Source organism: Streptomyces sp. 3N207, from assembly GCF_052246355.1.
GTDB lineage: Bacteria > Actinomycetota > Actinomycetes > Streptomycetales > Streptomycetaceae > Streptomyces.
On sequence record NZ_JBQQBV010000001.1, the window covers coordinates 50,878 to 68,949 of the forward strand.

The 18,072-nt window shown below is 72.0% G+C and carries 15 protein-coding genes; 6 read left to right on the forward strand and 9 right to left on the reverse strand.

Going from position 1 to position 18,072, the window contains the following annotated elements:
• Positions 1-163 precede the first annotated feature (163 nt).
• Positions 164-589, reverse strand: a complete 426-nt coding sequence (locus ACTWP9_RS00230; RefSeq protein ID WP_443243847.1) for an MGMT family protein — start codon at positions 587-589, stop codon at positions 164-166.
• A gap of 176 nt (positions 590-765) precedes the next feature.
• Between ACTWP9_RS00230 and ACTWP9_RS00235 the strand changes: the two genes are divergently transcribed.
• Together ACTWP9_RS00235 and ACTWP9_RS00240 are read left to right on the forward strand one after the other, a co-directional pair.
• A complete protein-coding gene (locus ACTWP9_RS00235) occupies positions 766-3,693 on the forward strand; it encodes a flippase-like domain-containing protein (RefSeq protein WP_443243848.1) in 2,928 nt (975 codons plus the stop codon).
• Between the two features lie 155 nt (positions 3,694-3,848).
• A complete protein-coding gene (locus ACTWP9_RS00240; RefSeq protein ID WP_443243849.1) occupies positions 3,849-5,537 on the forward strand; it encodes an alpha/beta hydrolase in 1,689 nt (562 codons plus the stop codon).
• Positions 5,538-5,598: 61 nt separating this feature from the next.
• On the opposite strand, the gene moeZ is transcribed toward ACTWP9_RS00240, so the two are convergent.
• The 7 genes from moeZ to ACTWP9_RS00275 form a co-directional block, all read right to left on the reverse strand.
• Positions 5,599-6,777: an adenylyltransferase/sulfurtransferase MoeZ gene (gene moeZ / locus ACTWP9_RS00245; protein WP_443243850.1), complete on the reverse strand. Its 1,179-nt coding sequence runs from the start codon at positions 6,775-6,777 to the stop codon at positions 5,599-5,601.
• 85 nt (positions 6,778-6,862) lie between these two features.
• Positions 6,863-7,717: a spherulation-specific family 4 protein gene (locus ACTWP9_RS00250; RefSeq protein WP_443243851.1), complete on the reverse strand. Its 855-nt coding sequence runs from the start codon at positions 7,715-7,717 to the stop codon at positions 6,863-6,865.
• The gene (locus tag ACTWP9_RS00255) at positions 7,705-8,751 is read right to left on the reverse strand and encodes an NAD-dependent epimerase/dehydratase family protein (RefSeq protein WP_443243852.1); all 1,047 of its coding nucleotides are present in this window, start codon (positions 8,749-8,751) and stop codon (positions 7,705-7,707) included. The genes ACTWP9_RS00250 and ACTWP9_RS00255 overlap by 13 nt, the downstream gene beginning before the upstream one ends.
• 181 nt (positions 8,752-8,932) lie before the next feature.
• Positions 8,933-10,174: a hypothetical protein gene (locus ACTWP9_RS00260; RefSeq protein WP_443243853.1), complete on the reverse strand. Its 1,242-nt coding sequence runs from the start codon at positions 10,172-10,174 to the stop codon at positions 8,933-8,935.
• On the reverse strand, positions 10,171-12,174 hold the full coding sequence (locus tag ACTWP9_RS00265; protein ID WP_443243854.1) for a DUF3492 domain-containing protein: 2,004 nt from the start codon (positions 12,172-12,174) through the stop codon (positions 10,171-10,173). The genes ACTWP9_RS00260 and ACTWP9_RS00265 overlap by 4 nt, the downstream gene beginning before the upstream one ends.
• Positions 12,175-12,397: 223 nt before the next feature.
• Entirely contained in the window at positions 12,398-13,609 is a 1,212-nt protein-coding gene (locus ACTWP9_RS00270) for a DUF3152 domain-containing protein (protein ID WP_443243855.1), read from the reverse strand.
• A gap of 254 nt (positions 13,610-13,863) precedes the next feature.
• Positions 13,864-14,916: an alpha/beta fold hydrolase gene (locus ACTWP9_RS00275; protein WP_443243856.1), complete on the reverse strand. Its 1,053-nt coding sequence runs from the start codon at positions 14,914-14,916 to the stop codon at positions 13,864-13,866.
• A 233-nt stretch (positions 14,917-15,149) separates the two neighbouring features.
• On the opposite strand from ACTWP9_RS00275, the gene ACTWP9_RS00280 reads away from it, so the two are divergent.
• From ACTWP9_RS00280 to ACTWP9_RS00295, 4 genes are all read left to right on the forward strand, one after another.
• Positions 15,150-15,401 (forward strand): hypothetical protein, encoded by a 252-nt coding sequence (locus tag ACTWP9_RS00280; RefSeq protein ID WP_443243857.1) that lies wholly within the window; start codon positions 15,150-15,152, stop codon positions 15,399-15,401.
• A 229-nt stretch (positions 15,402-15,630) separates the two neighbouring features.
• On the forward strand, positions 15,631-16,254 hold the full coding sequence (locus ACTWP9_RS00285) for a TetR/AcrR family transcriptional regulator (protein WP_443243858.1): 624 nt from the start codon (positions 15,631-15,633) through the stop codon (positions 16,252-16,254).
• A 156-nt stretch (positions 16,255-16,410) separates the two neighbouring features.
• On the forward strand, positions 16,411-16,638 hold the full coding sequence (locus ACTWP9_RS00290) for a DUF3107 domain-containing protein (protein WP_443244363.1): 228 nt from the start codon (positions 16,411-16,413) through the stop codon (positions 16,636-16,638).
• A gap of 254 nt (positions 16,639-16,892) precedes the next feature.
• Positions 16,893-17,258, forward strand: a complete 366-nt coding sequence (locus tag ACTWP9_RS00295) for a hypothetical protein (protein ID WP_443243859.1) — start codon at positions 16,893-16,895, stop codon at positions 17,256-17,258.
• Here ACTWP9_RS00295 and ACTWP9_RS00300 read toward each other — a convergent pair.
• A complete protein-coding gene (locus ACTWP9_RS00300) occupies positions 17,255-18,028 on the reverse strand; it encodes a ferritin-like fold-containing protein (protein WP_443243860.1) in 774 nt (257 codons plus the stop codon). The two genes, ACTWP9_RS00295 and ACTWP9_RS00300, sit on opposite strands and share 4 nt — an antisense overlap.
• Between the last annotated feature and the right edge of the window lie 44 nt (positions 18,029-18,072).

Sequence of the window (18,072 nt, forward strand, 5' to 3'; positions counted from 1 at the left end):
GAGGTCTGTGCGGAGTGGTGCAGACGCTACGCCAGCGCCCACACGTGTCGCAGCGCATCGCTCCTGTACCCCGTACGGCTGCTGTACTCCGTACGGACTGTCCAGCGCATGGGGCCTGTGGGCATGGCGGAAGCTGGGAACTGTGAGGAGCCGCAGCGCGAGGTCAACGGGCCTTTCCGTCCCAGCGGGCCCGGCGTATGTCGATACGCGGAATGTGCCCCTGGCGGCGGGACGCGGCGGTGGGCTCGCGCAGCGGGGTGCCCTCCGCGTGGTAGTGCCCCAGGGCCTCGCGCTCCTGCCCCGGCAGGGGTACGCCGTCCGCGCGCACTACACGCCACCACGGGACCGCGCCGCCGTACAGCGCCATCACCCGGCCCACTTGGCGGGGGCCGCCCTCCTCCAGCCACTCGGCGATGTCCCCGTAGGTCATCACCCGGCCGGCCGGGATCAGCTCGGCGACCTCCAGTACGCGCTCCGCGTAATCGGGCAGGGGGTCTCCCCGGCCGAAGGCTGGGGGAGCTGGCACGTCCGTCGCACAGGGCGTGGCGGGGCCGTCGGGCAGCTCCTCGTCTCGGGGATCTCCAGGCATGCGGGCCATGGTGCCGCATGCCACCGACAGCGCGGGACCGTTGTCCACAGGCACCCCCGAACGGTCGTTCCCGGACGGTCCCGAACGGCTGCCGATTCGTCCCTCAGATCCCCGGAATGCACCCTCGTGGTCCCGGCGAGCCTTCCCACATGCCACCATCTTCCGGGCGGTGACGAGTGATACGGGACCAGGACGAGACGGCAGCAGACGGACAGCGGCACGGTGACAAGCCCCGCAAGGAGGGCGCACCTGCCGCCGACAGCGCTGCCCGCCCCGCCGGGGACGACGCCGAGCAGGACTCCGGGCAGGAAGCCGGGCGGGACTCCGGACAGGATCCCGAGCAGGACTCAGGCCAGGAACCGGCCGGGAAGGCGTCCGACAGCGCCACGGGTGGGGAAAACTCGACTAGGGAAGACCCGGACAGGGACAGCTCCGCCAGGGAAAACTCGGACGGGGAAAACTCGAACAAGCCGGACGAGGAGCCGCCCCCAGGCGAGCAGCCGGAGGCCGGCGCGGAGGGGGACCGTATCGAGATCGAGAGCGATGAACCACTGCTCTCGGCGCGGGTGCACCGCCCCTCCGATCTGCTGCGGACGGTGCTCGGGCTGCTGGGCATCGCGCTGGTGCTCGTCATCGCCAACTTCGCGCACGGCACCACCGCCGGGCTCGAACAGGACATCGACAAGGGCACGGCGGAGGCGCCCGACCTGCTCATCAGCCTGACCGGGCTGGCGTCCAGCATCGCCGTGCTGCTCGTCCCCGTCGCGTTCGCGATCGAGCGGCTGATCAAACGGGACGGGCTGCGGATCGCCGACGGCGTGCTGGCCGCCGTACTCGCGCACGGCGCCTCTCTTGCCGTGGACCTGTGGGTCGCCCAGGCGGCGCCCGACTCGATCCGGGACGCGCTGACCAAGGCCATCACCCCGCAGGACGCCACCACCCCGGTGCACAGCTATCTGGCTCCCGTCATCGCCTATATGACCGCTGTCGGCATGGCGCGCCGCCCGCGCTGGCGGGTGGTGCTGTGGGGCGTGCTGCTGTTGAACGCGACCGCGGTACTGGTGCCGGGGTACACAACGGCGTTCTCCATCGTGGTCACCATTCTGATCGGCTGGACCGTCGCTTACGGCACGCTGTACGCGGTCGGCACCCCGAACGTCCGACCGACCGGACAGACGCTGCTCGCGGGGCTGCGCAGGGTCGGTTTCAAGCCGGTCAGCGCCCTGCGGGTGGAGGACACCAGCGAGGCCGACCGGCGCGACCACAACGACCGGGGACGCCGCTACCGCGTCACCCTGGAGGACGGCCCTCCGCTCGATGTGACCGTCGTCGACCGTGAGCGGCAGGCACAAGGTTTCTTCTACCGCGTCTGGCGCAGGCTGGCGCTGCGCGGCATCACCCAGCGGCGCAGTCTCCAGTCGCTGCGGCAGGCGCTGGAGCAGGAGGCGCTGCTCGCCTACGCGGCCATCTCCGCGGGCGCCAACGCGCCCCGGCTGATCGCCACCTCGGAGCTCGGCCCGGACGCCGTGATGCTGGTCTACGAGCACATCGGGGGCCGCAGCCTGGACGCGCTGCCGGACGAGGAGATCACCGACGAACTGATGCGCACGACCTGGCAGCAGGTCAGGGCGCTCCAGTCGCGCCGTATCGCACACCGCAGGCTGGTGGGGGACGCGCTGCTGGTGGACCGTTCCGGCGCCGTCTATCTGACGGATCTGCGCGGCGGCGAGATCGCAGCCGGTGATCTGATCCTGCGGATGGACATCGCGCAGCTGCTGACGACGCTGGGGCTGCGGGTGGGCGCCGAGCGCGCCGTGGCAACCGCCGTGGACGTGCTGGGCCCGGACGCCATAGCGGACAGCCTGCCGCTGCTCCAGCCCATCGCGCTCAGCCGCAGCACCCGTACGACGCTGCGGCGGCTCGCCAAGGAGCGCGCCCAGCGCGAACGCGAGGCCGTCATCGAGGCGTCCCGCGCCCGCAGGAGCGCCCGGCCCCGGGACGAGGCCGCGGAGCAGGCGGCCGGAGGGCGCGCACACCGCAAGTCGCTGCGGGCGGAGAAGAACGCCGAGAAGAAGGCGATAGACGAGGCGCTGGAGGAGGCCCGCGAGGAGGATCTGCTGGCCCAGATCCGGCAACAGGTGCTGCGGATCAGGCCGCAGGCGCCCATAGAGCCCGCACGGCTGGAGCGGATCAGGCCGCGCACCCTGGTCAGCTTTATCGCGGGCACGCTGGCCGCCTACTTCCTGCTCACCCAGCTCTCCCAGGTTCCGCTCGACAAGGTGCTCGGCGCGAACTGGGCCTGGGTCGGCGGTGCGGTGCTCTTCTCCGCTCTGACCTATGTGTTCGCGGCGATGGCCCTGCTGGGCTTCGTCCCGGAGAAGGTCTCCTGGTGGCGGACCGTGCAGGCACAGGTGGCGGGCTCCTTCGTGAAACTGGTCGCCCCTGCGGCGGTCGGCGGTGTCGCGCTGAACGCCCGTTTCCTCCAGCGCGCTGGGGTGCGGCCAGGACACGCGGTGGCGAGCGTGGGCGCCTCCCAGCTGTTCGGGCTCGGCAGCCACATCACCCTGCTGATGCTGTTCGGCTACATCACAGGGACCGAGCACACGCCCACTCTCTCGCCGTCCCGCGCGGTCATCGCGGGTCTGCTGACAGCTGCGGTGCTCGTGCTGATCGTCACAGCGGTGCCCGCGCTGCGCCGGTTCGTCTCGAACCGGGTGCGCTCGCTGTTCGCCGGCGTGGTGCCCCGGATGCTGGACGTGGTGCAGCGCCCGCAGAAGCTGCTCACCGGCCTGCTGGGGATGCTGCTGCTGACGCTGGCGTTCGTGATGTGCCTGGACGCGTGTGTACGTGCCTTCGGCCATGAGACGAGCTATGCGAACCTCGCCGTCGTCTTCCTGACGGCGAACGCGCTGGGTTCGGCGGCGCCCACCCCGGGCGGGCTGGGCGCCGTGGAGGCGGCGCTGATCGCCGCGCTGATCGCCTTCGGGGTGCCGAAGGAGGTCGCGACGCCCGCGGTGCTGCTCTTCAGGCTGCTGACGCTGTGGATGCCGGTGCTCCCCGGCTGGCTGTCGTTCACCCAGCTGACCCGCAAGGGCGCGCTCTGACAGAGCCGCTCCAGGGCGCCATCCAGCACGCACTCCGCCTTCCAGCAGGCACGCCGCCGGCCCGCTGCGAAACCACCCGTACGCACCACGCAGCGCGCCGCGGGGCGGCGCACGTCCGCACGATGAACGTCCCACCGTCTGTCGGGAGGACGTCCATGCGCCATTCCCGCTCCCTGCGGCCGGGTGCCGCCCTCATAGCGGCGCTCACAGTGACCGCTGCCGTGACGAGTGGCTGCGGCGGCGACTCGGACAGCACCACCAAGGGCGAGGCCCGGCCGAGCGGCGAGACCAGCCCGGCCGCCTCGAAGAGCGCCCCCCGCTCCCCCTCGGCGCCGTCCACCAGCTCCTCCTCCGGCAGCACGCCCCGGGACCACAGCCCCGCCCTTCCCCGCTCCCTCACCGGGCAGAGGCCGCACTGGTCGCACTGTCCGGCGCCGAACGCGGCACAGGGCACCGACGCAGGCTCTCCGTCCCCGCTGCCGGGAGGCGAGCGCTGGGAGTGCGCGACGCTGCGGGTGCCGATGGACTACAGCAAGCCCAAGGGCCGGACCCTCGGGATCGAGATGATCCGCGCCCGCGCGCGCAAGGGCGGTGGCAAGCGCATCGGCTCGCTGCTGTTCAACTTCGGCGGCCCCGGCGGCTCCGGCGTCGCCACTCTCCCGTCCTTCGCGGAGGACTACGAGAAGCTGCGCGGCCGCTACGACCTCGTCAGCTTCGACCCGCGCGGGGTGGGCCGCAGCGAGGGCGTCAGCTGCCTGAGCAACAAGCGGCTGGACGCCTATTTCGCCGCCGACTGGACGCCGGACACCGACGCGGAGGAGCGCCGCCTCTTCACCCGCCAGGAGACCTTCGCGCAGGGCTGCGAGAAGCGGGCGGGCGCGCTGCTGCCGCACCTGACGACCGAGAACACGGCGCGCGACCTGGACCTGATGCGGCATGTGCTCGGCGACCGGAAGCTGCACTACTTCGGCATCTCCTACGGCACCGAACTGGGCGGCGTTTACGCACATCTGTACCCGCGGCATGTGGGCCGCGCCGTCTTCGACGCCGTGGTCGACCCCAGCTCGACACCGGCGCAGGGCTCGCTCAGTCAGAGCAGCGGATTCCAGCTGGCGCTCGACAACTTTCTCGAGCACTGCACAGCACACGGCCAGGACTGCCCGGTCGGCGAGGACCCGGCGGAGGGCAAGGAGCTCATCACCGACCTGCTGGCCGACATAGACGCCGAACCGATGCCCACCGACAGCGGCCGCAAGCTCACCGAGGCACTGGCCGAGGGCGGCATCGCCCAGGCGCTGTACGCCAGAGAGACCTGGGATCTGCTCACCCAGGGGCTGGAGGAGGCACTGGTGGACAGCAACGGCTCGACGCTGCTGCTGCTCGCCGACGCGCTCAACGGGCGCAACCAGGACGGCACCTACAGCACGCTCCAGTCCTCGCTGACGGCCATCAGCTGCGCCGACAACAAGGAGCGCTACGGCATGCGGCAGATCAAGGGCAAGCTGCCCGACTTCGCCGAGGCGTCCCCGGTCTTCGGCCCGATGTCCGCCTGGGGGCTGACCTCGTGCCACGACTGGCCGGTCCGCGGCAGGTGGACGACGCCTCCGGTAAGTGCCACGGGCTCCAACCCGATCCTGCTGGTCGGTACGACAGGCGATCCGGCCACCCCGTACGGGGGCACGCGGGCGATGAAAAGGGAGCTGGGCGACGACGTGGGGGTGGAGGTCACCTACAGGGGCGAAGGGCACGGCGCGTACGACAGCCGGAACGCCTGCGTGCGCAAGGTGGTCGACGGCTATCTGCTGCGCGGCCGGGTACCGAAGGACGGCACCGACTGCCGCTGACCGGACAGCACGAGGGGTGGCACGGCCGGCCCCCGGCTGTGCCACCCCTCGGCGTCGATGCTCAGTAGACCGGCTTGTCGGGCTCGATCTGGTTGACCCAGCCGATGACGCCGCCGCCGACGTGCACGGCGTCGGCGAACCCGGCGCTCTTCAGCACGGCGAGGACTTCCGCGGAGCGGACACCCGTCTTGCAGTGCAGGACGATCTTCTTGTCCTGCGGCAGGTCCTGGAGCGCGTTGCCCATCAGGAACTCGTTCTTGGGGACCAGCCGCGCGCCGGGGATCGAGACGATCTCGTACTCGTTCGGCTCCCGCACGTCGATGATGTCGACCTTCTCGCCGTCGTCCAGCCACTCCTTGAGCTGTTTGGGAGTGATGGTGGAGCCCGCGGCGGCCTCCTGCGCCTCGTCGGAGACGACACCGCAGAACGCCTCGTAGTCGATGAGCTCGGTAACCGTGGCGTTCGGGCCGCAGACCGCGCACTCGGGGTCCTTGCGGACCTTGACCTGGCGGTAGTTCATCTCCAGCGCGTCGTAGATCATAAGGCGGCCGACCAGCGGGTCACCGATGCCCGCCAGCAGCTTGATCGCCTCGTTGACCTGGATCGAGCCGATGGAGGCGCACAGCACGCCCAGCACGCCGCCCTCTGCGCAGCTCGGCACCATGCCGGGCGGCGGGGGCTCCGGGTACAGGCAGCGGTAGCACGGCCCGTGCTCGCTCCAGAAGACGCTGGCCTGGCCGTCGAAGCGGTAGATCGAGCCCCATACGTACGGCTTGTTCAGCAGCACGCAGGCGTCATTGACCAGATAGCGGGTGGCGAAGTTGTCCGTACCGTCCACGATCAGGTCGTACTGCGCGAACAGCTCCATCACATTGGAGGAGTCGAGCCGCTCCAGGTGCAGGTTGACCTGGGTGTACGGGTTGATCCCCAGCACCGTGTCCTTGGCCGACTCCGCCTTCGACCGGCCGATGTCCGACTGGCTGTGGATGATCTGCCGCTGCAGGTTGGACTCGTCGACCTCGTCGAACTCGACGATGCCCAGCGTCCCGACGCCGGCGGCCGCGAGATACATCAGGGCGGGCGAACCGAGGCCGCCCGCACCCACACACAGGACCTTCGCGTTCTTGAGCCGCTTCTGACCTTCCATCCCGACATCCGGAATGATCAGGTGACGTGAGTACCTGCGGACCTCGTCGACGGTGAGCTCGTCGGCTGGCTCGACCAGGGGTGGCAGTGACACGGAGACTCCGATGGTCGGTGGGACGTGCGGGAAGTCACCCGCCCGGAGGCGGGCTGTTCCTCACGTAACACTGCCATGGGCTATCTCATTCCGAGACACCTGTTCCAAGGCACGAGACGAGCTCGTCCCAGTAGCCGGGCAGCGCCGCCCACGGGTCCTGGCCCCTGGCCCTTGTCCGGTCCGTGAAGCAGACAGTGCCGGCGCCCTGCCAGCGGGCGATCCGCAGCGCCTCCTCCAGATGCGTACGCGGCAGCGAGTGCACCAGATGACAGAAGCGCTCGGCGGGGTATGCGGCCGTCCACTCCTCGGCCCGTGACCAGCGGTAGTCCGCCCAGCTTCCGGTGTAGGTGACGAGCTGGTCGGCACATTGCAGATATTCCGGATGCGGGTGGCTGTCGTGAGCCAGCACCAGATGTCCACTGCGCACCTCTCCACACTGGGCACGGCGACCGGGCCCGGTTCCGCCGTCGGCACCGCCGCACAGGGCGCGCAGGGTGGCGGTGAGGCGCTGGACGTGCCCCAGCCGGCCCGGGTCGCCGGGACAGTGCGCCAGGCAGAAGCCGTCGACCCGGTACCAGTCGAGGAACCGGTGCGCCTCGGAGACCAGCTCACCGAACGTCCGCGCACCGTCTCGCATGTCGAGACGACCGAGCACGGCGACGCCCGCGGACCGCAGCGCCGCTGCGGCAGGGGCACAGAAGGGGTCGGGCCGAGCGCCCGGTCCGTCCGAAATATCCAGCACCACCCAGTGCAGCGGGCCCGCGTCACCGCCGGGCCCGGCACCGGCGCCGAGCCCGGGCCGGGAGAGCTCCGCCCACTCCATGGGCGCCAGCATCGGGTGAGCACAGCCCGGCACCCCGAGCCCCAGCCGCTGCCGGACCGCTCCACTGCTGTCACCGGCCGGCCGGACCTGCCCCGGAGGTGTCGTCAGATACGGCATGCCGCCTCCATCCAGATGTCGGCCAGCGACTCCTCCAGGCCGATCCGGGGCCGCCAGCCGAGCCGGTCGCGCGCCGTGCGGACATCCGCCTGCTGCCAGGCTCCGCAGCCGTCGGGATACGGATACGACGCGGGCTGCGGAGGGTGCACCGGGGCGGCCTGACTGCCGTGGCTCTGCGCCGGGATGACGGGAGCGCTGCCGGCCAGCCTGCCTGCCAAGCCGTCCGGGCCCGACGCAACACCTGCCGGATGGCCCTCTCCTGACCCCTGCCCCGCCGGCCCGCCGCCCTGCTCGTGCACGGCCCCCGCGTACCCGGCGACGCGGGCCAGCAGCGAGGCGGCGTCCCGCAGCCGCACCGCCCTCCCGGTGCCGATGTTGACGATGCCCTGCGCCGCCGACAGGGAGGCTGCGTGCACGGCCCGCGCGACGTCCCGGACGTCCACGAAGTCGCGCTGCACGCTCAGCCCGCCCAGCTTCAGTTCGCTGTCGCCCTGCTGCATCGCCCGCCGCATCGCCTCCGCGACCCGCCCCAGGGGCGAGCCCGCAGGGGTGCCGGGGCCGATGGGTGAGAAGACCCGCAGCACGACGGCGTCCAGCCCGGAGGCGAGTACCAGTTCGGTGCCGGCGAGCTTGCTCACCCCGTACGGCCCTCCCGGGCGCGGCGCCGCGTCCTCGCCGGTGGAGGAGCCGATCTGGGAGGGCCCGTACTCGGCGGCGCACCCGAGGTGCACCAGGCGCGCACCACAGCCGCTGCGGCGCAGCGACTCGCAGACGGCCGCCGTGGCGACCACGTTGTGCCGGATCAGTTCGCGCCCGTTGCCCCTGGTGGTCCCGGAGCAGTTGATGACGACGCCCGGGTGGACGGCATCCAGGAAGCGGGTGAGGGCGCCCGGGCTACCGGTGGACAGGTCGAAGCGGACGTCCGCCTCGTCGCTCCTGCCGAGCGCGGTCAGCTGCACGGCGGGGTCGGCAAGCAGCCGGTCGGCGACGAAACGGCCCAGGTATCCGCTGGCGCCCAGCAGTAGCACTCTCATCGTGCGACCTCCACGGACGAGAGGGGAACCCGGCGCTGCCGCACGCCGGCGTGCGGTTGTCGTCCGGTCGTGCCACTGTGTGCCAACTGCGCGTGGATCATGGGGGCTTGCTCCTTGTCGGTGTCGCACGGGCGGGTTCGTAAGCCCGTGCCGGAACGTGGGGTCGAGAGGGGGCCTGCGCTCATGCGGGCACCGCCTCCCGGTGGTGTGCCGAGGCGCCCGCCAGCACAGTGGTCGCGTACGCCAGCAGAACGAGCGCCGCACAGCCGCAGGCGGCGAGGGGGACGGCTGATGCGCCCTGGTGCGCCACCAGCGCCTCCACAGGGCGGCCCAGCACCGCGAGCCCGGGCAGCCGCGCGGCCGGTACGGAGAGCAGTGCCGCGGCCTCCAGTGCGCCGGCTGCGGCGAGCCCGGCCGAGGCCGCGCGCCGGAACCCGTGCGCAGCCAGCAGCAGGGCGACGAACAACAGCATGCCGAGGGCGCCCGCGCCCGCCGCCGCACCGGAGCGCACCGGGATCTGCGGACCCTGCCCGCCCCCGGGGACGCCGTCGGCGCCGGGGGTGCCGGACAGGGCGAGGGGGCCGTCGATGAGCAGGTGGGCCGCCCACTGGAGCGCCGGGAGGCTCACCGCGACGCCGCATACGGCGAGCGCCAGCAGGGGCCGCACCCCGGAGGCGAACTCCTCCAGGCTGCGACTGCCCACCAGCCTGCGCCGCGCCGCCAGAGCGAACCCCCGCGCACACCACACAGCGGGCGCGACAGCCAGCGCGAGCCCCAACGGAACGGCAGGCGAAGGGATACGGGGTGCCCCGCCCGGGAACTCGGGCCCGCCGGCCAGCAGTTGCTCCAGCAGCCAGTCGCCGTACAGCGCGTATCCGGTCAACCAGCAGGCACACAGGAAGAGCACTGCGGGAAACGCAGACGTGCCGACAGCGCGCGGGACGCGAGGAACGACGCGTACGGCCACGATCACGCCGACCAGCACGGCAGCCGCGCCCAGGGCACACAGACCGGCCCGCACAGCCGCGGGTCCGCCGCCCAGCAGAGCGAGCCAGGCGAGCGTGCCCGTACACAGCAGTCCGGGCAGCAGCGGAAGGGCGAACGGCGCCCACCAGGCGGGCAGCCGCCATCCGGCTGCCCTTCGCCACCGCCGCTTGCTCCCGGTGCCTTGGCAAACGCCATGTTCTGCGCGCGGGTCGCTGTCCGACGGGGCGCTGCCTGACGGGTACGGGGCGCGCGCATACAGCTCCTCCGCGAGGGAGAAGACATCACGATGGCGGCACCGGGCGGCCGTCCGGTCGGTGATTCCGCTGGCTTCCAGGCCGGCGGCGATCTCCAGCGGGTCGACGGCGCACTCGCACAATGCCCGGTGCCGGCGCAGCAGTACGCGTACCGGGTCACCGGCCGCGGGAGGTGTCGTCATGGCGCTGTCGCCTCCCCCGGCTCGGCACCGACGGCCGCCCGCTCCGACCGGGCCCAGCTCGGCACATGCCCGGATCCGCCCGGCACCCGCGGCCCGCCCGGGCGCCGCCCGGGTCGGCTGCTCGTACGGCGCCCCTCCGCCCAGCGGCCGGGCAGATGTGATTCAGTCGGGCGCGCGAAAGGGCGCGCCCCTTCCGTCCCCATGGCGTCCTCGGCCTCGGTCTCTTCCCGGCCGACCGGATGGCGCGACATCAGCTCCAGGTAGATACCGCGGAACGCCTCGACGTTCTGCTGCACCGTGAACAGCTCCAGTGCCCGCGCACGCGCGGCGGCGCCCAGCCGGGCGGCGCGCGCCGGGTCCCGCAGCAGCGCCGTACAGGCGTCAGCCAGCGCACCCGGGTCACGCGGCGGGACGAGGAGCCCGGTTCCGCCGACGACTTCGAGAGCTGCCCCGACATCGGTCGAGACCGTGGCCCGGCCGCAGAACATCGCCTCCACCAGCGGCACAGGAAAGCCCTCCACCACGCTGGAGAGCACCACGACCCCGCCCAGCGCGTAGGCGTCCGCGAGGGTCGGCACGGCAGCGCTGCCCAACTCCTCGAAGGTGACCGGGCTCTCGGCGTCGGGCGCCGGCACCGGGAAGAGCCGCGCGGCAAGCGCCCGGCAGTGCGCCGGATAGGCACCGTCCCGCTCCCCGGTCCCGTCCGCGTTCCCGCACGCTCCACCCGTACGCCCGGCCGGCACACCGTCCGGCCCGTCCGTACGCCCGTCCGCCCCCTCCGCGCCCCCAGCACGCCCGCCCGTCTCGACGATCCGCAGCCGTGCGGTCGGCAGCGCCTCGTGCACCCTGGCGAAGGCGTGCAGCAGGGTGCCCAGATCCTTGGCCGGGCTGCTCGCGCCGACCCACACCAGCGTGGGCGTTCCGGCGGACCGCGGACCGTCCGACGGCGGCAGATGTGCGGCCTGCTCCCCCACGGCGTCGAAGAGTGCAGCGTCCATCCCCGGGTAGACGGTGCGCAGCCGCTCGCTGTCGGCACCGCACCGCTCCTGCCAGCGCCGCGCGTGGGCGTTCCCCGGGGTGATCAGCTGCGCCTGTGCGTACGCCTCGCGGGCGAGCCGCCGCTGGAAGGAGGCGAGCAGCGCGCGTACGGGGGCGCCCGCGACCCCGCGTGCGACGGCGCCGAGGGCGCTGGTCAGATAGTGCTCCCGCAGCCGTACGCCGTACTCGCTGATCAGCAGCGGCACCCCGAACGCCCGCTTGGCCAACAGCCCCGGCAGCGCGGCGGGTCCGGCTCCGACGGCGTGGCACAGGTCGGCGACCGACAGCCCGGGGTCCTCGCCCCGCTGCCCGTACCAGTCCAGCGAGAGGGGGCGCAGGGCGCGTTCCAGGCGCTCGGTGACGGCGAGCAGGTCGGGTACCTGGGCTGCGTGCGCTGCGGGGAGTGCGCCGGGCGCGCGGCAGGCGGACTCCAGGATGCGCACGGCGCTCTCGGAGCGGAGCGCGGTGGCCAGTCCGCCGCGCTCGGCGGCCAGTTCGGCGAGCCCGTACAGACCTGTGGCGAAACGGTCCGCCTGACGGTCGGAGTGGACGGCGCCGAAGCTGGAGGCGCCCGCGGCACCGTCGGCCGCTGCCGTCGGCCGCCCCGCGGCGGGCCGGCCGGTGCCCGCCGGATCGGCGTCCGTCCCGGTTCCGCAGACGGCTTCGGCGAGGGCAGCGAAGTGCTCGCGGAAGCGGCGCTTCTCCCGCCGTCCGTAGGAGCCGCAAGCGAGCCCGCGTGCGCCCCCCGCGGTCGGCCCCGGGCCCCACAGCGGCGCGGTGCGCACCCTGGCGACGTTGGAGGGCAGCTCGCACCAGCCGCTCTCCTCCTGCCGGGCACTGCGGCTGAGGGCGTACACCGCGAACTCGTGGCCGTCCAAGCCGCGCAGCAGGCGGTCGCACCACAGCGCGGACTCACCCCTCACATAGGGGTAACCACCCTCCGTAAGCAGTGCGATGCGCACGTGCGCACCCCCGATCACTCTCGTGGCGTGCCGCGCACCGGACACGGCTCAGCGTGTGGCGCAGCGGCGGAACGTTGAAGACGCAGCAGACGCTATGCAAGCGCCCCCACCGCGTGCTGGACGGTTGTCCGTCACGCCACCAGAAGGGGTGAACACCCGTGACTTTCGAGCGAGTCGCGCGTTCGCACGCCGTTTACCCGGCAAACGGCCGGTGGCGAGAACGCTAACCGCGGGGGAACGGCCAGGCGTTGATGCTGCAGGTCCTGCCGTGCGTGGTGAGGTACTTGGTCTGCTGCATCATCACCGGCGCCGGCTTGCCGTCGGCCGGGCAGCCCACGTGGTCGTGGCCGAGCCGGTGACCGACCTCGTGGTTGACGAGCATCTGCCGGTAGGCGTGCATCTGACCGGGGCCGTACGTTGCGGCGCCGCGCGCCCACCGCCACGCGTTGATCATGATGCGCTCGGTGGCGGCCGAGTCGCAGGACACCTTCTCCTCGCTGGTGTCCAGTCCGGATTTGGCGCACCACTTGTCGGTGGTGCCGGGGCTGGCCAGGGTGATGACGAAGTCGGCCTTGCCGGAGGAGACCCGCTCGAAGCTGCGCTTGCCGCCGTGCGCCCAGCTGCGCTTGTCATTGAGCGTCTTGTGCACCGCCTCGGCGAACAGCTTGCCGTCCAGCGGCAGTCCGCTCTCGATGTCGACGCGGTAGCGCACCACCTTGCCCTTGCCCGGGGCCTTCTCGTGGCCGGGCACGGGCGTGAACTTGCCGGAGCCCTTCAGGTCGTCGGCCAGCGGGTACTGCCGTGCCATCTTCGCCTCGTACGAAGCCGGCCCGGCGCCCGGGGTGGGGCGGGTGCCACGGTCGGCACGCTCGGGTGCGGAGGGCACGTCGACTCCTTCCGGGGTGCGCTCGCCGGTCTTCAGCCCCCGGTCGGCCTCCCCGGCGCCGGGCTCGCCGCCCGTGACCTGGGCGGCAACGACGAAGGCCAGCACGGTCGTGATGGCTGCGGCGACGATCCCGGTGGTCGCACGGACGCGGGTGCCCTGCTTCGGCGGCTCCGGGCCCGGCTCGGCTGACGTCTGCGGCGCTGCGGACGGGGCATCACCGGCGGCGCCGTCCTGCCGCACTCCCGGCTCACCCGGGAAAACCGGCCCGGCCGGTGCAGGTGCAGCGGCGTGGGCGGCTTCCGCCGGGTTGCTGCCGGGCCGGACGGCACCGGGGGCACCCGCCGCGAAGACGTCGTCCTCGAAGGCGTCCAGATAATCCTGACGCGGCCCGCCGGACCGCCCCCGCTGACCGGGCACATGGCCGTAGCCGTAACTGTTCCCGTGGCTCTGGCCATAGCCCTGCCCGGGGCCGTGGTACGGCGAGGGGCCGCCCTCCGGCTGCTGCGGGTGGCCGCCGCGGGCGGGCTGCTCGTCGGTGAACACCGGCATGCCGTGCGCGGGGGTGCCCTGCGGCCCTGGGTGCCCCGGGTACCGACCGTGCCCCGGGGGCACGGCGGGTGACGGGGCGGCGCGGGCACCGGGCGCGGGGACGCCGTACTCCCGTCCTCCGGTGGCGCCGTGCTCGCCCGGGACGGTGCCGGGGCGGGAGCGGCCAGCTGCGACGGGACCTGGGCCTTGGGGTATCCGGGAGCGTTCCTCTCTGCGCCCGGTACCTGCCTTGCCCTTGCGGCTATGGCGTCCCACTAGTCACCTTCCGGAGTCGCCGGAGCCTGTATGACGGCACCGGCCGAGTTGTTCAGCCGCTGTATCGCCGTGGCCGAGTCGTCGATCAGCTCGCGAACGGCAGCCGCGACGATCTCCGGGTACTCCATCATGGCGACGTGCCCCGCCTCCGGCAGCGCGAGCAGCCGGGAGTCACGAAAAGCGGCAGAGGCACGCCGCGCCATACGGAAGGCGACCAGCTGGTCGCGCCCACCGTAGACCAGAAGCGTGGGTGCCAACACCCGCTCGGCCTGCCGCCACAGCGCGTGCTGCCCGCCCAGTGTGTAGGCGTCGACGATGCCCCGCGTCGAGCGGACCATGGCGTCCCAGAAATACGGCAGCTTCTCCCTGCGTGCGTACTCCTCGGCGGCGATCGCGAAGTCCTCGGGCGAGACCCGTGCGGGGTCGCCGTAACAGAGCCCGAGCACGCCGCCCGTGCGCCGTTCCGGGGGCCAGTCCCGGGTCAGCCTGGTGAACAGCGCGGCGATGCCGGGCACCGCCAGCATCGCCGTCGGCCAGGCGGTGCGCTGCGGCGGGATCTCCGGCAGCGCGGGCGAGACGAGCGTCAGCGTCCGGACGAGGTCGGGCCGCACCGCTGCCACCCGGGTCGTCACCGCGCCGCCCAGGGAGTTGCCCATCAGGTGTACGGGAGCGTGGCCGCAGGCATCCAGATAGCGGATGACGGCGCGGGCGTGCCCGGAGACCGAATAGTCCCCGCTGTCGGGCGGCGGGGAGTCACCGAAGCCGGGCAGGTCGATCGCCTCACCGCGCACATGGGGGGCGAGCTCACGCATCAGCGCTGACCAGTTGAGGGAAGAGCCCCCCAGCCCGTGCACATACAGGGCGGCCGGGCGAGTGTCGCCGGCCCGGTTCGCGCCATCCTCACGCCGCCCCCGCAGAGCCAGCGTCAGGCCGGGCAACGAGACCGTCCGCAGTGTCTCTTGCTCCCCGATGCGGGACCGCGTGAGCGAGGGCGACGGCGCAGCAGTGCGGGTCTTGGAGGTGGGGACTCCCGGCTGCTCGGTCGATGACATGGAGCAATGTTACGAGACGATCACATGCGTCCTCACGTGTTCACCGTCACAAGAAGAAGCACACTGGTGTACAGGAGAGGCATGGGTCCTCACCCGTCGCAGCCGCCGCCGGGAAGCATCCGGAAGTATGCAGTGGAGAAGCGGGAGGCATGCGGCGTGCGCCCCCGGTGACCCGCTCGTAGTCTCGTAAGTAGGGCCCGCGTGGTCGGGCCCCGCCTGGAAAGGGGAACGGCATGTCTGTCGATCCGACCGATCCGGAAACCATCGACCCCTATGACGCCTACGACGCCTATGACTCCTACGAGGAGGAACCTGAAGGGAACGGGGCCCCGGAGGCCCCCGAGGCGGACGCGGCGGAACAGCAGGCCGACCTGCTGGCACAACGCGACGACCCGCTGACCGGGCGCAGCAACCACGAGGTGGATCCGGCCGACGCGGCGGAACAAGCGCGCGTGGTGGAGCTGAACGAGGACGAGTACCGATAGCGCGTACCGGACGAGTGCCGAGAACGCGTACCGACAGAGCACACACAACAGAGCGCATACCGATAACAGGACGAGTGCCGCCAAAGCGCCCATCGCATCGGGACACCTGAGGGAACGGACCCGGACACCGGAGCGAAAATTCGCGGGCCGGGAAGCTACCACCTCCGTTACCGAAAAGTACGATGGCGGCGCAGCGCAGCTCGCGCTCAGGAACATTCAGGGAGGCGGCGTGACAGCCATCGAGCAGACCGAGGCGCGCCCGCGTGGCACGCGTCTGCCCCGCCGGGCACGGCGTAACCAACTGCTGGGCGCGGCTCAGGAGGTCTTCGTCGCGCAGGGCTACCACGCGGCGGCAATGGACGACATCGCCGACCGTGCCGGAGTCAGCAAGCCGGTGCTCTACCAGCACTTTCCGGGAAAGCTCGAGCTGTACCTCGCGCTCTTGGACCAGCACTGCGAGGCGCTGCTCCAGGCCGTGCGCGCGGCTCTGGAGTCCACCACGGACAACAAGCAGCGGGTGGCGGCGACCATGGACGCCTACTTCGCCTTCGTGGAGAACGAGGGCGGCGCCTTCCGGCTGGTCTTCGAGTCCGACCTGACCAACGAGCCCGCGGTCCGCGAGCGCGTGGACAAGGTCAGCCTGGACTGTGCACAGGCCGTCAGCGAGGTCATCTCCGAGGACACCAAGCTGCCCTCGGAGCAGTCGATGCTGCTGGCCGTGGGGCTGTGCGGAATGGCGCAGATCACCGCGCGCTACTGGCTGGGCGCGGGTCAGCAGATTCCGCGTGACGCAGCCGCCAAGCTGATCTCCTCGCTCTCCTGGCGCGGCATCGCCGGGTTCCCGCTGCAGTAGAGACGGTGCCGGGGCGCGGTTGTTCGCTGCCGGCGTGCGACCGCGCCCCCTCTGCGTTGCTGCTGAGAGCTAGGGTTGCTCCGTACGGCGCGGCTGGCCGCGCATCGCATCCCGGGCATCGCCACGGGATACCAGGACCGTCGGAGGGACATAGCCGTGGAGGTCAAGATCGGCGTGCAGCACGCGCCTCGCGAGATCGTCATGGAGAGCAAGCAGACTCCTGACGAGGTCGAGAGCACGGTGGCGGCGGCACTGGAGAAGGGCTCCGGAATGCTCAGCCTCACGGACGAGCACGGCCGGAAGATCCTGGTCCCGTCGGACCGCATCGCCTACGTCGAGATCGGTGAGGCAACGGGCCGCAGGGTGGGCTTCGGCGCGATCTGACCGGGCGGCGCCACCCGGGCGCCCGCACGAGACGCACGTCATGAGACACATGCAAGACGAGTCTCGTTCATGAGACTCACGCACGAGATACGCACAGAAGTACGCAGCTGACAGCACAGGCGTACGCAGGAAACGGCGGCCGCGGGATTCCTCCCACGGCCGCCGTTTCAGCCTCCGTACCCAAGGGGAGGACCGGAACGACCGCGGACCACCGGATCGCGGTCCCGCACCCGGCCCCACCCGAGGAGGTCCTCATGATCTGGGAGGCTCTCGGCTCCGCAGCCCTTGGACTCGCGCTCGCGCTCGCCGCGGCCAGGCGTTTCCCCGAGCGGCTTCCCGACCGGCGGCTGGTGCTGGCGACGGGCCCCGTCGCCGCTCTCACCGGCGGTCTCATCAGCCACACCGTGCTCGGCCCCGGCCACCCGCTGGCGAGCTGGTGCGTCGCGCTGGGCTTCAGCACGGCCCTGCTCTCGCTGCTGCTGCGGGACGAGTCGCCGGGACGACGGCAGTGGCGTCAGGACGCGCTGCCGACCGCCCCGGCACCGGTCGCCGCGAGCGCCGGCTACGGCCGGAACGCCGACTTCCGGCAGGACGTCGGCTTCCGGCAGAAGGCGGACTAGGCAGCAAGCCCCAGGGCGGCCATCCGCTTCGTATGGGCCTCGGTGATCCGGGAGAACATCTTGCCGACCTCGGCAAGGTCGAATCCGGCAGCCGCCCCGCCGACCAGCATGGTCGAGAGCGCATCCCGGTCCGCCACCACCCGCTGGGCCTGGGAGAGCGCCTCCCCCATCAGCCGCCGCGCCCACAGCGCCAGCCGACCGCCCACCCGCGGGTCGGCCTCGATGGCGGCGCGGACCTTCTCCACGGCGAAGCTGGAGTGCCCGGTGTCGTCCAGCACGCTCAGCACCAGGGCGCGGGTGTCGGCGTCGAGCCTCGTTGCGACCTCGCGGTAGAAGTCGGAGGCGATGGAGTCCCCGACGTACGCCTTGATCAGCCCCTCCAGCCAGTCGGAGGGGGCGGTGAGGCGGTGGAACTCGTCCAGCGCGGCGGCGAACGGCTGCATGGCGGCCGTGGGCTCCTCGTCGATCCGGGCCAGCTGTTCGCGCAGCTTCTCGAAGTGGTGGAACTCGGCGGAGGCCATCGAGGCCAGCTCGGCCTTGTCCGCGAGGGAGGGCGCCAGCTTGGCGTCCTCGGCGAGCCGCTCGAAGGCCGCCAGCTCTCCGTAGGCCAGGGCACCCAGCAGGTCGACGACCGCGGCGCGGTAGGTCGGGTCCGCCGACGCCTGCTCCCAGCTCTGGGTGGCGATCGAGGTGGCGGTGGCGGACTCGGATCCGGCGGCCCCGCTGTCGGCGGGCCCGGATTCGGCGGCGGTCTTGTCAGGCGTCTCCATACCTCGCACGATAGCCCGCAACCGCAGGTCGGGAAGGACCTCTC